General features: G+C 70.9%; 14 protein-coding genes and 1 pseudogene. 7 read left to right on the forward strand and 8 right to left on the reverse strand.

Annotation, left to right across the window (positions count from 1 at the left end; translation table 11 throughout):
• Nucleotides 1-1,554 carry a S1 family peptidase gene (locus MFF04_RS14040; RefSeq protein ID WP_238276630.1) on the forward strand — a complete coding sequence of 518 codons (1,554 nt, stop codon included), beginning with the start codon at nt 1-3 and terminating at the stop codon, nt 1,552-1,554.
• Between the two features lie 87 nt (nt 1,555-1,641).
• Here the strand turns inward: MFF04_RS14040 and MFF04_RS14045 are convergent, their stop codons facing one another.
• From MFF04_RS14045 to MFF04_RS14080, 8 genes are all read right to left on the reverse strand, one after another.
• Nucleotides 1,642-1,797 carry a DUF3309 domain-containing protein gene (locus MFF04_RS14045; RefSeq protein ID WP_238276632.1) on the reverse strand — a complete coding sequence of 52 codons (156 nt, stop codon included), beginning with the start codon at nt 1,795-1,797 and terminating at the stop codon, nt 1,642-1,644.
• 100 nt (nt 1,798-1,897) lie between these two features.
• The gene (locus MFF04_RS14050) at nt 1,898-2,938 is read right to left on the reverse strand and encodes a cysteine synthase A (RefSeq protein ID WP_238276633.1); all 1,041 of its coding nucleotides are present in this window, start codon (nt 2,936-2,938) and stop codon (nt 1,898-1,900) included.
• Nucleotides 2,939-3,020: 82 nt separating this feature from the next.
• Nucleotides 3,021-4,058 carry a sulfate/molybdate ABC transporter ATP-binding protein gene (locus tag MFF04_RS14055; protein ID WP_238276635.1) on the reverse strand — a complete coding sequence of 346 codons (1,038 nt, stop codon included), beginning with the start codon at nt 4,056-4,058 and terminating at the stop codon, nt 3,021-3,023.
• A 4-nt stretch (nt 4,059-4,062) separates the two neighbouring features.
• Nucleotides 4,063-4,959, reverse strand: coding sequence for a sulfate ABC transporter permease subunit CysW (gene cysW / locus MFF04_RS14060; protein ID WP_238276637.1), 897 nt, complete (start codon nt 4,957-4,959; stop codon nt 4,063-4,065).
• Entirely contained in the window at nt 4,952-5,806 is an 855-nt protein-coding gene (gene cysT / locus MFF04_RS14065; protein ID WP_238276639.1) for a sulfate ABC transporter permease subunit CysT, read from the reverse strand. Before cysT ends, cysW begins: the two co-directional genes overlap by 8 nt.
• A gap of 101 nt (nt 5,807-5,907) precedes the next feature.
• Nucleotides 5,908-6,939: a sulfate ABC transporter substrate-binding protein gene (locus MFF04_RS14070; protein ID WP_373320065.1), complete on the reverse strand. Its 1,032-nt coding sequence runs from the start codon at nt 6,937-6,939 to the stop codon at nt 5,908-5,910.
• A 270-nt stretch (nt 6,940-7,209) separates the two neighbouring features.
• Nucleotides 7,210-7,413: a hypothetical protein gene (locus tag MFF04_RS14075; protein ID WP_238276641.1), complete on the reverse strand. Its 204-nt coding sequence runs from the start codon at nt 7,411-7,413 to the stop codon at nt 7,210-7,212.
• A gap of 368 nt (nt 7,414-7,781) precedes the next feature.
• Nucleotides 7,782-7,970 (reverse strand): hypothetical protein, encoded by a 189-nt coding sequence (locus MFF04_RS14080; RefSeq protein ID WP_238276642.1) that lies wholly within the window; start codon nt 7,968-7,970, stop codon nt 7,782-7,784.
• Between the two features lie 240 nt (nt 7,971-8,210).
• Here MFF04_RS14080 and MFF04_RS14085 point away from each other — a divergent pair, with 240 nt between their 5' ends.
• The 6 genes and pseudogenes from MFF04_RS14085 to MFF04_RS14110 all read left to right on the forward strand — a co-directional run.
• Nucleotides 8,211-8,468 carry a phosphopantetheine-binding protein gene (locus tag MFF04_RS14085; protein WP_238276644.1) on the forward strand — a complete coding sequence of 86 codons (258 nt, stop codon included), beginning with the start codon at nt 8,211-8,213 and terminating at the stop codon, nt 8,466-8,468.
• A 1-nt stretch (nt 8,469) separates the two neighbouring features.
• A complete protein-coding gene (locus MFF04_RS14090) occupies nt 8,470-9,837 on the forward strand; it encodes a class I adenylate-forming enzyme family protein (RefSeq protein ID WP_238276646.1) in 1,368 nt (455 codons plus the stop codon).
• Nucleotides 9,830-10,570: an SDR family NAD(P)-dependent oxidoreductase gene (locus MFF04_RS14095; protein ID WP_238276648.1), complete on the forward strand. Its 741-nt coding sequence runs from the start codon at nt 9,830-9,832 to the stop codon at nt 10,568-10,570. Before MFF04_RS14090 ends, MFF04_RS14095 begins: the two co-directional genes overlap by 8 nt.
• 400 nt (nt 10,571-10,970) lie before the next feature.
• A complete protein-coding gene (locus MFF04_RS14100) occupies nt 10,971-12,167 on the forward strand; it encodes a hypothetical protein (protein ID WP_238276649.1) in 1,197 nt (398 codons plus the stop codon).
• Between the two features lie 265 nt (nt 12,168-12,432).
• Nucleotides 12,433-13,179, forward strand: coding sequence for a nucleotidyltransferase family protein (locus MFF04_RS14105; RefSeq protein ID WP_238276650.1), 747 nt, complete (start codon nt 12,433-12,435; stop codon nt 13,177-13,179).
• A gap of 74 nt (nt 13,180-13,253) precedes the next feature.
• A pseudogene (locus MFF04_RS14110) lies at nt 13,254-13,924 on the forward strand (double-strand break repair protein AddB); the annotation flags it as partial.

Raw genomic sequence — 13,924 nt, forward strand, 5'->3', positions numbered from 1 at the left:
ATGATGACGGCAGCGGCGCGCGGCGCACTCCTCGGGATCGGCGTGCTGGCGGTTGCCGGTCTCGCCGCGGGACCCGCATGCGCGCAGTGGCCTCTTCCAGGCCCGGCGGCGCCGCAGGCCCGTCCCCCGGCGCCGCCGAAGCCGAAGCCCGCGCCCGCCCCCGATCCGGCCTTCGAGGCGGCGAGATCCGCCTTCGAGGCCCTGCCCGAGGCCGAGCGCAGGGCGCTGCAGGACGCCCTCGTCTGGACCGGCGACTACAACAGCGTCATCAACGGCGCCTTCGGGCGGCGCACCTACGACGCGATCCTCGCCTGGCGCACCCGCGAGAACCGGCCCGGCGAGACCCTCGACGCCCGGGCCCGCGCCGGCATCCTCGCCGCGGCGGAGGCCGCGCGCCGCGCCGCGCGGTTCAGCCTCCGCACCGATCCGGCGAGCGGCGTGGTGATCGGCGTCCCCGAGGCGCGGCTGCCGAAGCGTACGGCCCTGCCCGGCGGCACCCGCTGGCAGAGCGCGGACGGGCGCATCACCCTGGAGACGCGCTCCGCCGCGCCCGGCGAGACCGATCTCGACGCCCTGTTCGAGCGCACGATCGCGCCGGTGCCGGGGCGCAAGATCACCTACAAGCTCAAGCGGCCGGACTTCTTCGTCGTCACCGGGGACACCGCCGAGGGCCGCTTCTACATCCGCCACGCGGCGGGACCGGAGACCGTGCGCGGCTTCGTCGTCGCCTACGACAAGGCGCTCGCGGGGGAGGCCGACCGGCTCGTCATCGCCATCGCCAACAGCTTCGAGCCGTTTCCGGCTGCCGGCACGCCGGTCGCGCCAGTGCCGGGCCCGGCCGCGTCACAGACCGCCGCGACGGCGCAGATCGGGACGGCGCCGCGCACGGGCATGGCCTCGCAGGCGGGCGCATCACCCCAGGCGGCGCCGCTGCCGGGCGTCCGGCCCGGCGTGCCGGCTCCGACGCCGGGATTCATGCCCGGCCCCGCGAGGGCGCCGGCCGGCACGGGGCTCGTCGTGGCGCCGGGGCGGGTGCTGACGGCGGCGGCGGCGGTCGAGAACTGCCCGGCGACGTTCGTCGGCGCCGCGCCGGCCCGCATCGCGGCGAGCGATCCGGGCACCGGCCTCGCCCTGCTGGAGGTGGGCTCGGCGGCGAAGGCCGTTGCGCCCGCGCCGCGCGGCGCTCCGCCGGCCGTCGGCGAGGCGCTGGTGACGCTCGCTTCCGACGGCACGGAGGTGCAGGCCGCGCCGGGCGCCCTCGTCGAGGGCGGGCGCTTGCAGGCGCCGCTCCAGCCCGGATCGGCGGGCGCGCCGGTCTTCGACCGCTCCGGCGCGCTCGTCGGGGTCGTGGCGCGGTTTCCCGCGCAGGTGCGGCTCGTCGCGGGCATCGCGCCGCCGATGAGCCACGCCCTGCTACCGGCCTCCGCGCTCGCCGGCTTCCTGGCCGCTCACGGGATCGCGGCCGCCCCCGCGCCGGCTGCCGAGACGGCGAGCCTCGGCGCGGTTGCCGGACGCCTCGGCGGCGCCGTCATGGCTGTGGTTTGCCGGCGCTAGAGCCGTATCCGATCGGGTGCGGCTCCAGGTCTCTGTCTCGCCGCGCTCTCCTCCGCCGAGCCGGCGCCCGGTTCGGCGGAGCGCGCCTCAGATCCGCCCGGTGAGGAGCAGCACGATCAGGATGATGACGAGCAGACCGCCGAGGCCGAAGCTCGGACCGCGATAGGCGCCCCCGCCCAGGAAGTTGCCGCCGCCGAGCACGATCAGGATCAGGATGATGAGGAGAATGGTGGTCAGCGACATCGATGGTCCTTTCGCTCGGCCGCGCTTGCTGCATCGGCTCGGGGGATCAAACGTCGCAGGTGGGATGATCGTTCACGGGGCGACGTAATAAGCTTCGCCGTCAGGCCCGCCAGTCCGGAATCGGCCGCGGCGGCGCCTCGATCCACTCCGGCACGGGCAGTCCGCGCTCGCGCAGGAAACTTGGGTTGAAGAGCTTCGAGGCGTAGCGCGCCGCCCCGTCGCAGAGGATCGTCACGATGGTGTGGCCGGGCCCGAGCTCCCGGGCGAGGCGCACCGCGCCGGCGACGTTGATGCCCGACGAGCCCCCGAGCGACAGGCCTTCTTCGCGCATCAGCCGGAAGACGTGGCCCAGCGCCTCGGTGTCCGGCACGCGGAAGGACAGGTCCGGCGTGAAGCCCGCGAGGTTGCCGGTGACGCGCCCCTGGCCGATGCCCTCGGTGATCGAGGAGCCCTCGGCCTTGAGGGTGCCCGTCGTGTAGTGGGCGTGGAGCGCCGAGCCCTCGGGGTCGGCGAGCGCGATCTTCACCTCGGGCTTGCGGGCGCGCAGCGCCTCGGCGATGCCGGCGAGCGTGCCGCCGGTCCCCGCCGCGCAGATGAAGCCGTCGACTGCGCCGTCCGTCGCCTCGAAGATCTCCGGCCCGGTGCCCTCGACATGGGCCCGGCGGTTGGCGGTGTTGTCGAACTGGTCGGCGAAGAAGGCGCCCTTCGGCTCGGTCTCGGCGAGGCGCTCGGCCAGCCGCCTGGCGACGCGGGCGTAGTTGTTGGGGTTCGAGAAGGGCACCGCCGGCACCTCCACGAGCTGCGCGCCCGCGAGCCGCAGGGTCTGCTTCTTCTCCTCGGACTGGGTCTCGGGGATGACGATGAGGGTGCGGTAGCCGAGCACGCTCGCCACCAGCGCCAGGCCGATGCCCGTGTTGCCGGCGGTGCCCTCGACGATGGTGCCGCCGGGCCGCAGCAGGCCGCGGGCCTCGGCGTCGCGCACGATGAACAGCGCCGCCCTGTCCTTCACGGAGAGACCGGGGTTCAGGAACTCCGCCTTGCCGAGGATGGTGCAGCCGGTCTCCTGCGAGGCCCGAGCGAGCCGGATCAGCGGCGTCCGGCCGATCGCGGCGAGCACGTCGGGGCGGGGGGCGTCGGTCATGGGTCGCGGGCCTGGCCGTTCGATGGGGGACGCCGCTCCATAGACGGCCCGCCGGGTTTCGGCGAGCGCGGCTCCGGAGGGATCAGGCGAAGACGTAGCCGCCGTTGATGCGCAGGCCCACCGGGCGGCCGGCCTCGTAGCGCTCGCCGTCGGTGTCCTCGACCACGAGCGGCTTCTCCGCGCCGCGATCGACCTCGATGCGCTGGCGGCCCTGGCTGCGGTAGGAGGAGCGCACGGTGCCCGAGAGATGGGCCTGGGCCGGCTCCACGAACTGGAGCTGCCAGGGGCGCACGTGCAGCGTCACGGGGCCGATGAGGCCGCTCGGCGCGGCGACCGGCGTCGGGTGGCCGGCCACCAGCACCCGCCCGCCCTCGGCGATCGCCTCGACCTCGATCGAGTCGCCGAGGAAGCGCAGCACGGTCGCCGAGACCGGCGTGTCCTGGACCTCGTCCGGGGTGCCGACCTGCTCGAGCCGGCCCTTGTCGAGCACCGCGACCCGGTCGGAGAGCTCGAGCGCCTCGTCCTGGTCGTGGGTGACGAAGATCGTGGTCTGGCCGGTACGGTCGTGGATCTCGCGCAGCCAGCGGCGCAGGTCCTTGCGGACCTGGGCGTCGAGCGCCCCGAAGGGCTCGTCGAGGAGCAGCACGCGGGGCTCGACGGCGAGCGCGCGGGCGAGCGCGATGCGCTGGCGCTGGCCGCCGGAGAGCTGCGAGGGGTAGCGGTCTGCGAAGCCCGAGAGCCGGATCAGGTCGAGGAGGTTGCCGACGCGCCGCCGGATCTCCGCCTGCGGCGGCCGCTCGGAGCGCGCCCTCGCGTTGAGCCCGTAGGCGATGTTGTCGGCGACGGTCATGTGCTTGAACAGGGCGTAGTGCTGGAACACGAAGCCCACCGCCCGCTTCTGCACGGGGAGGCCCGTGGCGTCGTCGCCCCCGAACAGGATGCGCCCGCGGTCGGGGAAGTCGAGCCCGGCGATGATGCGCAGCAGCGTCGTCTTGCCCGAGCCCGAGGGGCCGAGCAGGCCGATGAGCTCGCCCGCCCGCACATCGAGGCTGAGGTCGTGGAGGACGGCCGCCGTGTCGAAGGTCTTCGAGAGGCCCTCGACGCGGATCGCGGTGGGCACGCCGCTAGTGAGCCCGGCCTGACGCGAGCTCGTCCGCGTAGCGCCACTCGAGGACGGACTTGATGACGAGCGTGACGAGGGCGAGGCCGGCGAGAACGGTGGCGACGGCGAAAGCGGCGACGAAGTTGTACTCATTGTAGAGGATCTCCACGTGGAGAGGGATCGTGTTGGTGAGGCCGCGGATGTGGCCGGAGACCACCGACACCGCCCCGAACTCGCCCATCGCCCGGGCATTGCAGAGCAGCACGCTGTAGAGCAGGCCCCAGCGGATGTTGGGCAGCGTCACCGTGAGGAAGGTGTGGAACCCGGAGGCGCCGAGCGTCAGGGCGGCCTCCTCCTCGGCGGTGCCCTGCTCCTGCATGAGCGGGATCAGCTCGCGGGCGACGAAGGGGAAGGTCACGAAGATCGTGGCGAGCACGATGCCCGGCAGCGCGAACAGGATCTGGATGCCGTGCTCGGCGAGGAAGACGCCGAACAGCCCCTGCGAGCCGAACAGCAGCACGTAGATCAGCCCCGAGACCACCGGCGAGACCGAGAAGGGCAGGTCGATGAGCGTGATCAGCAGGCTCTTGCCCACGAACTCGAACTTGGCGATCGCCCAGGAGGCGGCCACCCCGAAGACGAGGTTGAAGGGCACGGCGATCGCCGCGACCGTGAGCGTCAGCCGGATCGCGCTCCAGGCGTCGGGCTCGCGGAAGGCGGCGAGGTAGGCGTCGAACCCCTTGGCGAAGGCCTGGGCGAAGACCGTGACCAGCGGCAGCACCAGGAACAGGGCGAGGAACAGGATCGCGACGCCGGTGAGCAGCCAGCGCACCGAGCCGCCCTCGGTGACGACGCTCGCCGGGGGCGCGGCCGCCCTGTCCGCGGCCGCGAAGCTTGCGGGAACGAGCGTCTCAGACATAGCCGAACCTCCGCCGGCTCCAGGCCTGGATCAGGTTGATGAGAAGGAGCGTCAGGAAGGAGATCGCCAGCATGATCGTGGCGATGGCCGCCGCGCCCCCGTAGTCGAACTCGGAGAGCTTGATGACGATGAGCAGCGGCGCGATCTCCGACACGTAGGGCAGGTTGCCGGCGATGAAGATGATCGAGCCGTACTCGCCGACGCCCCGGGCGAAGGCGAGCGCGAAGCCGGTGAGCACCGCCGGGATCAGCGGCGGCAGCACCACGCGGGTCAGGGTCCGCCAGCGGGTGGCGCCGAGCGTCGCCGAGGCCTCCTCGATCTCCTTGTCGATCTCCGCGATCAGCGGCTGCACCGTGCGCACCGCGAAGGGCAGCCCGATGAAGACCATGGCGATGAAGATACCGACCGGCGTGTAGGCGGCCTTGATGCCGATCTTTTCCAGCTGCTCACCGACGAGGCCGTTGGGGGCGTAGAGGGAGGCCAGCGCGATGCCGGCCACCGCGGTGGGCAGGGCGAAGGGCAGGTCGACGACCGCGTCGACGAGGCGCCGTCCGGGGAAGCGGTAGCGGGTCAGCACCCAGGCCACCAGGAAGCCGAAGACCGAGGCGACGAGGGCGGCGACGAGCGACACCCCGAAGCTGACCTTGAGGGCGCTCGCCACCCGCGGGTCGCTCGCCACCTCGAGGATGCCGGAGAGGCCGAGCCCCGAGGCGCGGGCGACGAGGGCGGCCAGCGGCAGCAGCACGACGAGGCCGAGGCAGGTGAGCGCGTAGCCGAAGGTGAGGCCGAAGCCGGGGATCACGCTCGGCTGCCGGAAGCGCCGTCTCGGCCGGAGAGTCTCGACCATGGGAGTCCGGGGGCTGGAGTTCGGGCGCGCGAGGACAGCGCGCGAGACGGGTGAAGGTTGCCGGCCGCCCATGGAAGGGGCGGCCGGCGATCGGAAGAGGGCTAGCGGCCGGCCTTGCTCAGCTGGTCGAACAGGCCGCCATTGTCGAAGTTCTTCTGGATGTCGTCCCAGTTGCCCTGGAGATCCTCGATCTTGAAGAGCTTGATCTCGGGCAGGAGGGCGAGATCCTCCTTCTTGGCGGCCTCGCGCTTGCTCGGCCGGTAGTGGTGCTTGGCGAAGATCGCCTGCGCCTGGTCCGTGTAGAGGAAGGCGAGGTAGCCCTCGGCCTGCTTGCGGGTGCCCTTGCGGTCGACGTTGGCATCGACGAGGGCCACCGGCGGCTCCGCGTAGATCGAGGTCGGCGGCACCACGATGTCGAACTTGTCCCGTCCGAACTCGTCGAACACGAGGAAGGCCTCGTTCTCCCAGGCCGGCAGCACGTCGCCGAGGCCGCGCTGGGCGAAGGTCACGGTCGAGCCGCGGGCGCCGGTGTCGAGGACGGGCACGTTCTTGTAGAGCTGCCCGACGAAGGCGTTGGCCTTCTCCGCGTCCTTGTCCTTGGTGTAGGCGTAGCCCCAGGCGGCGAGGAAGTTCCAGCGCCCGCCAGCGGAGGTCTTCGGGTTCGGGGTGATGACCTTGATGTCGGGCTTGGCGAGGTCGTCCCAGTCCTTGATGCCCTTCGGGTTGCCCTTGCGGACGAGGAACACCACGGTCGAGGTGTAGGGCAGGCCCTCGTTCGGCTGCCTCTGGCGCCAGTCGGCGGGGATCTTCTTGGTCAGCTTGGCGATGGCGTCGATGTCCGAGGGGATGCCGAGCGTCACCACGTCGGCGTCCACCCCGTCGATGACCGTGCGCGCCTGGGAGCCGGAGCCGCCATGGGAGGCGCGCACCGTCACGGTCTCCCCGGTCTTGGCCTTCCAGTACTCGGCGAACGCGGTGTTGATGTCGCGGTAGAGCTCGCGGGTCGGGTCGTAGGAGACGTTGAGGAGCGCGGTCTCGGCCGCCATCGCGGGCGCCGCCGCGAGGCAGGCGGCCAGCGCAAGCCCCGTCAGCAGGGAGCGGCGGCCAGGCTTGGTCTCGTGTCTCGTGCTCACGTCATTCTCCGCGTCGCGTCCGCCCGGTAGGGCAGGCCGTCTGCTGCGGATGTCGTTCTTTTTACAGAACGTTGTCAAGCATCGAGGGCGAGCCGAATGCAGGTGCTGCAGGCCCTCAAATCTCCCGGAAGCCGACTCTGCGCTCGCGTATGGAACGAAAACCTAGAGCGCGCGCCAATCGGGGACGGTTCGTCTCACAGCTGACTGTTCTTTAGAAAGAACATCTGCCCTGCACATGACGCAGTGCGGGGATAATGTCTGCCGCCGTGCTCAGGAATCGAGGTAGCCCGCCTCGCGCAGCGCGTTCTCGACGGCGCCGAGCAGGGCCTCCTCGTCCTCGCGGGAGATGGGCGCGTCCTCCGGCTCCTCCGGGATCGCCGCCGCGAGAGGCGCGATCCGGGGCGGGTTCCACCCGGCGAAGCGGAACAGGCCGGAGGCCGCCGTGACCGCGCCGGCGATCGACACCTGTGCCATGGGTCTCTCTCCCCAGGACCGGGGCCGCGCCGGCCCCGCCAAGCTTCCTTAACGATCCGTTAACGAGCTTGGACCGGTTCGGGTCCCTGCACAAGTTCGGGAGATGCCGTCAGGGATGCGTCAACCCTGACGCGAGCGCCCGCGTGACGGAGGGAGCGATGGGGGCAATCGCTTAAGCGGCGGCGGCTAGGGGTGCTGGCGCACCTCCCGCTCGCGGGCCGCGTCCTAGAAGGGCGGCCGGAGCGACCTGGCTCCACCTCGAACCGCAAGACCAACGACCATGACCGTGATCGCGCTCATCCTCGCCGGCAATCTCGTGCTCGCCGGCCTGTTCTCCCTCGTCGCCGTCGCCGTCGACTGAGGCGTCCCTACCGCTTGGCGCCGTCGAGCCGCTCGATCAGGCTCTTGAGCCGGGCGTCGACCGGCTCCGGCGGCCTGCCGGCATAGGCATCCTTCAGGGTCTCGCCGAGATGGCGGCGGACGTCCGCGGCGAGCCCGGGGCCCGTGGCCTTGGCCGCCGGCGCGCGGTCGGGAGAGGTCTTTCGGCCGTCGAGCATGCGTGGGCTCCTGTCCACCATGAGCCGCCCGAGCCTCGCCGAATTTGGTTAAGCGTCCGTCACTGCGGTCGCAGAGCGTTCCCCGTCACCCCGGTCTGCCAACGACTTGCTGGCGATTTGCGGGGTCTTCCACGATGAGATCGCATCATTGCTGATATTCACCATGAATCCGCCGAATGCTTGAAGTCGATCCCCGCCGATCATAGCGTCGAGATCTTCGGAATTTCGGGATCTCAGCCCATGTCGACCCGCAGCATCGTTTACGACACCATCGCCCAGGTGGCCCGCGAGCAGGAGAAGGTGCTCCCCGCCCTCGACGACGATCTGGTCCTCCTCGAGTCGGGTCTCGACTCGCTCTGCTTCGCGATCCTCGTGAGCCGTCTCGAGGACGCGCTCGGCGTCGACCCGTTCACCGCCTCCGACGAGATCGTCTTCCCCGTCACGGTCGGCGAGTTCGTCACCCTCTACGAGACCGCCGCCCTCGACGCGGCCGCCTGAGATGCGCGCCCTCGGCGAGGTCCTGGCCGGGGCGGCTCCCGGCCGCCGGTTGCACGGGGCGGAGCGGAGCCTCGCCTTCGCCGATCTGCGGCAGCTGACGCCGCTCGACGGCCCGGTCTCCGGCGCCCGCGTGCTCCTCGTCACCGGCGACCAGCTCTCGGCGGCGCTGGCCCTGCTCGCCCTCGACGGGCACGCCGCCGCGATCGTCCTGTGCCCGCCCGACCTCGCGCCCGAGCACCTGCCGGTGATCGCCGAGCGGGCCGGCGCTGACACCCTCGTCACCGACCGCGACCCGGCCGATCTGCCCGGCCTCGACGGGCTGCGCCACGTCGCCTGCCGCTGGCCTCTTTTGCCGGCACAGGAAGCGATCGGGGAGCCTGCGTACGCGACGGAGTGGCTGCTCCTCACCTCCGGCACCACCGGCGTGCCGAAGCTCGTGCGCCACACCCTCGCCGGGCTCACCGCCGCGATCCGCCTGGCGCCGGCCGATGCGCCGCCGCCGGTCTGGGCGACCTTCTACGACATCCGCCGCTACGGCGGCCTCCAGATCTTCCTGCGCGGCGTCGTCGGCACCGGCTCGCTGGTGCTGTCGAGCGCGGGCGAGCCCGTCGCCGACCATCTGCGCCGGCTCGCGAGCCATGACGTCACGCATCTCTCCGGCACGCCCTCCCACTGGCGCCGGGTGCTGATGTCGCCGGCCAGGGGCGCCATCGCGCCGGGCTATGTCCGCCTCTCCGGCGAGATCGCCGACCAGGCCGTGCTCGACGGCCTGCGCGAGACCTATCCGGGCGCCTCCATCGGCCACGCCTACGCCTCCACCGAGGCCGGCGTCGGCTTCGAGGTGACGGACGGGCGCGAGGGCTTCCCGGAGGCGTTCGTCGGCCGGGCCGGCGCCGAGGTCGAGATGCGGGTGGTGGACGGGAGCCTGCGCATCCGCTCCGGCCGCACCGCCGACGCCTATGTCGGCACGGCGGGGCTGGCGCTCGCGGACGCGGACGGCTTCGTCGATACCGGCGACATGGTCGAGCTGCGCGACGGGCGCTACCGCTTCGTCGGCCGGCGCGGCGGCATCATCAATGTCGGCGGCCTGAAGGTGCATCCGGAGGAGGTCGAGGCGGTCATCAACGGCCACGCGCTCGTGCGCATGTCTCTGGTGGAGGCCCGGCGCAACCCGATCACCGGCGCGGTCGTCTCCGCCCGCGTCGTGCTGGAGCCCGGCGCCGCGGAGACCCCGGAGGCGGAGGTGCGGGCCGAGATCCTCGCCGCCTGCCGCAGCGCGCTCAGCCCCCACAAGGTGCCCGCGCTCCTCAAGGTCGTGGCGAGCCTCGAGATGACGGCCGCCGGCAAGCTCGCGAGGCCGCATGCCTGAGAAGACCGTCCTCGTCACCGGCGGCAGCCGCGGCCTCGGGCTCGCGATCGCCCAAAGACTGTCGGGCGCCGGCTACCGGGTCATCGCGGTCGCCCGCAGCGAGAGCGAGCCCTTGCGGGAGGCGGCCGAGGAGGCCCGTGCTCGCGAGGCCGGCGCGATCCATTTCCGCGCCGCTGACCTTTCCGACATAGAGGGGCTCGCCCCGTTGGTGAGAGGTGTCCGAAAAGAATTCGGGCCGCTCCACGGCCTCGTCAACAACGCCGGCATCGGCACCGAGGGGCTGCTCGCGACGATGCAGAACCCGCATATCGAGGCGCTCATCCGCCTCAACACGCTCTCGCCGATCCTGCTCACCAAGTTCGTGGTGCGCGGCATGATGGCGGATGGCGCCGGCCGCATCGTCAACCTGTCCTCGATCATCGCCTCGACGGGCTACTCGGCGCTCTCCGTCTACGCGGCGACCAAGGCCTCGATGATCGGCTTCACGAAGTCGCTCGCCCGCGAGGTCGGCCATCTCGGCATCACCGTGAACGCCGTGGCGCCGGGCTTCATCGACACCGAGCTCACCCGCTCCATGGACGACGAGGACCGCGCCCGCATCGCCCGCCGCAGCGCCCTGCGCCGGCTCGCCGAACCCAGGGACGTCGCCGCGGCGGTCGAGTTCCTGATGGGCGAGGGCGGCCGCAGCGTCACGGGGACGGTGCTGACGGTGGACGCCGGGAACACGGCGTAAGGGCTCTTCTCCGCTCGGGCATCGCTCGCTCGCGCCCCCGCCGTTCGAAGAGCTTGAAGAAGCCTCGGTCCGGTTCCTGATCGTCGCGGGAGCCAAACGTTCGACCGCAGCTCATGCCGTCACCGCCTCGATCCGCCGGCCAAGGTCGGCGTGCAAAGCAGAGACGAGGCGGTCGATCACCCCATCACGCGCCGCCCCCTCCGCCCAGGCCCGGCTCCCAGGCCGCCCGTCACACACGCCTCATGTGGGCCGCCGTGTCGCGCCTCCAGAGTTTCGGTCGTTCTGCTTCACAATCTTGCCGTCTCGATGCTAACGTCGAGTCGTTTGGCGCAGCATCGGCAGTTATGGCCTCAGATGTCGCGGCGATCGAGATCATGAGCATTTCTCGCGGGGGCAGGAAATGAGCGATGACGGCAATAAGATCGCGGGCCGATGGTCGGTATCCTTCAAGAAATGGAAATGGATATATACCTTCGAAGACGATGGAAAGGTTTCCTGGGTCGATCCTCTGAATAATCTGGGTGGGGACGGTCGCTGGGCTGAGAACGGCAAGCTGATCAATCTGACTTGGTATGGCTCCGAAACGAAGGAAAGCTGGTATCGTCCGATCGTTCCCGAGAAGCAGAGCGGTTGGTACGCGGCTGATTACGGAACCGGAAATTTCCAGGCGAAGAAGATCGAAGCGCCCGTTGCGCCCCGCGCGCCGGATCTGTCCGTCAATCCGGAGATTGCAAAATTACCTTGGAGCCGGTACGTCGACCAATTTAGTAGTCAATTGTATGACATGAACTATAAAATTCCTCCAGACAAGTCATTTGCTTATTCAAGTATACTAAGAATGACGTACGACGACGGTACGGAAATCGAGATCGATTTCGAGAAGGAACTGAGTAACGAAAATCTCTCCTCGAAGGAGGTTCAGGACGCGCTGGTTCGCGGCAGCCTCGGCAGGGGTGGGCGCATCTTTCCCTTGAAAATGACGGCCGCCACGGTGCCGCGCATCTGGGCGGCCCGCGATACCGCACTGAAGATACAGAACGGCGACTTCGAGGCCTTTGCCGCCGTCGCGCTGGCGGGAGTGGCCTTCATTCTCACCATTCCGGCGATGCCCGCGGGTGCTCCCCCTCCTTCGACGGTGAAGGTCGGCCGGCAGCGCGTGAACGGCGTCTCACGGGCCGGCGCTCGCGCTGCGGGCGCCCCGCGGATCAAACCCGTCAACGGAAAGGTCAACGTCGGCGGCGGCACGGAGAACAGCAAGGTGACCAACCTCAACCCGATCAATCCGAATTCGGGAGGCCCGACGACGGGTATCCCGAACCATGTTCTCGGCGGGATGGAGGACATGGGAGAACTGTTCGAGGCCGGCTCCGTGAGGGAGATGTTCTCCAACAAGCTGCGGTACGTCGACGTGAACTGGCCAAGGGCGACCCAGGCGGCGGCAAGGGTCATGGCTCCGGGCGGAAAGGTCAGCATGAACGTCTGGACCATCGAGACGGCGGAGCAGCAGGCTTTGAAGACTGCATTCGAGGCGGCCGGATTCAAGAACGTCAAGGTGGTCGGCGAAGGAGCCGGCACGATCCTTACGGCGACATTTTAGAGGGCATCTCGCCAGACGAAGACTGATCTGCCATCTGATTGCGGATCAGCTTCGAAGTCGACCGCGTACCGATTTGTTCTCGACGATCGATTCCGTCGGTCGCACCGTGCCGGCACTCGGAGCGACCCTTCGATGACGGCCGCTTCCTGCCCCGTCTCGGACGCTGGCTCTCGATCGTTGCGCCGTTCCCGCCCTTGACCCCGGCCCTCGCTTCCCCACCATGCCTCGGCACCGCCCCGGTGCCGCGCAAGGCAGTGACCCCAGCATGAGCGAGAGCCCTCCGTCGCAGGCCGTGGCCCGCGCCTTCGTGCTGGCCGCGGGGCTCGGCAAGCGGATGCGGCCGGTCACGGCGACGCTCCCGAAGCCCCTGGTCGAGGTCGCGGGGCGCGCGCTCCTCGACCACGCCCTCGACCGGGCCGCCGAGGCCGGGATCGCGGAGGCGGTGGTCAACGTCCACTGGCTGCCGGACCTGCTCGAGGGTCATCTCGCCCGCCGGGAGGGCCTGCCGCGCATCACCGTCTCCGACGAGCGGGCCGAGCTTCTCGAGACCGGCGGCGGCGTCCGCAAGGCCCTGCCGCTCTTGGGCGAAGGCCCCTTCGTGGTGCTCAACTCCGATTCCTTCTGGCTGGAGGGTCCCTCGCCGAACCTCTCCCGGCTGATCGATGCCTGGGACGGGGAGAGCATGGACATGCTCCTCCTCGTCGCCCCCACTGCGACGAGCCTCGGCTACGAGGGCGCCGGCGACTTCCTGATGGACGCCGACGGCCGCCTGGAGCGCCGGGGCGAGCGGGCGGTGGCGCCCTTCATCTACGCGGGCGTGGCGATCATGACGCCCGCGATCTTCGCCGACACGCCGGAGGGCGCCTTCTCCCTCAACCTCCTCTTCGACCGGGCCATCGCGCGGGGCCGCCTCCACGGCCTGCGCCTCGACGGGCAGTGGCTCCACGTCGGCACCCCCGAGGCCATCGCGGCGGCCGAGGAGCGGGTGAAGGCCAGCGCCCGCGAGACCTGAGACGCGCCGAGGTTCACCGTTTGTCTCGTCCTCCCGGAGGCGCTAAGCCGGGCCCGTCCCCCCGCGAGACCCGGATGCCAGAGCCCCGCCTGTTCACGATCCCGCCGGGCGCGCCCTTCCTGCCGACGCTGGCCGACGCCCTCGTCTCGGGGCGGCTCGTCGGACCCCTCGGCGACGATCCGCTGGCGCTCGCCGCCGTCACCCTCTACCTGCCGACCCGCCGCGCGGTGCGCGCGCTCGGCGGGGTGCTGGCCGAGCGTCTCGGCCGGGCGGCGCTGCTGCCGCGCCTCATCGCGCTGGGCGAGGGCGACGACGCCGAGTTCGACATCGCCGCCGGCGGTGCGCCGGGCGCCGCGCGGGCCGTGCTCGCCCCCTCGATGCCGCCCCTGGAGCGCCGCCTCGTGCTCATGGGCCTGGTGCAGGCCTGGGCGCGCAGCGTCGACCGGGCGCTGCTGCCGCTCGGCGAGGGCGTGCCCTTCGGCGTGCCCTCCTCCCCCGCCGACGCCGTGGCGCTCGCCGGCGACGTCGAGGGCCTCATGGACGCGCTCACCGTCGAGGGCGTGCCCTGGGAGGAGATCGCCGGCGCCGTCGAGGCCGAGTACTCGCGCTACTTCGGCCTGACCCTCGACTTCCTGCGCATCGCCGCCGAGCACTGGCCGCGCATCCTCGGTGAGCGCGACCTCTCCGATCCCGTCTTCCGCGCCCGCAGCCTCGTCGTGGCGGAGGCCGAGCGCCTCGCCCGCGA

The organism is Methylobacterium jeotgali (genome assembly GCF_022179345.1).
In the GTDB taxonomy this organism is placed as follows: Bacteria; Pseudomonadota; Alphaproteobacteria; order Rhizobiales; family Beijerinckiaceae; genus Methylobacterium; species Methylobacterium jeotgali.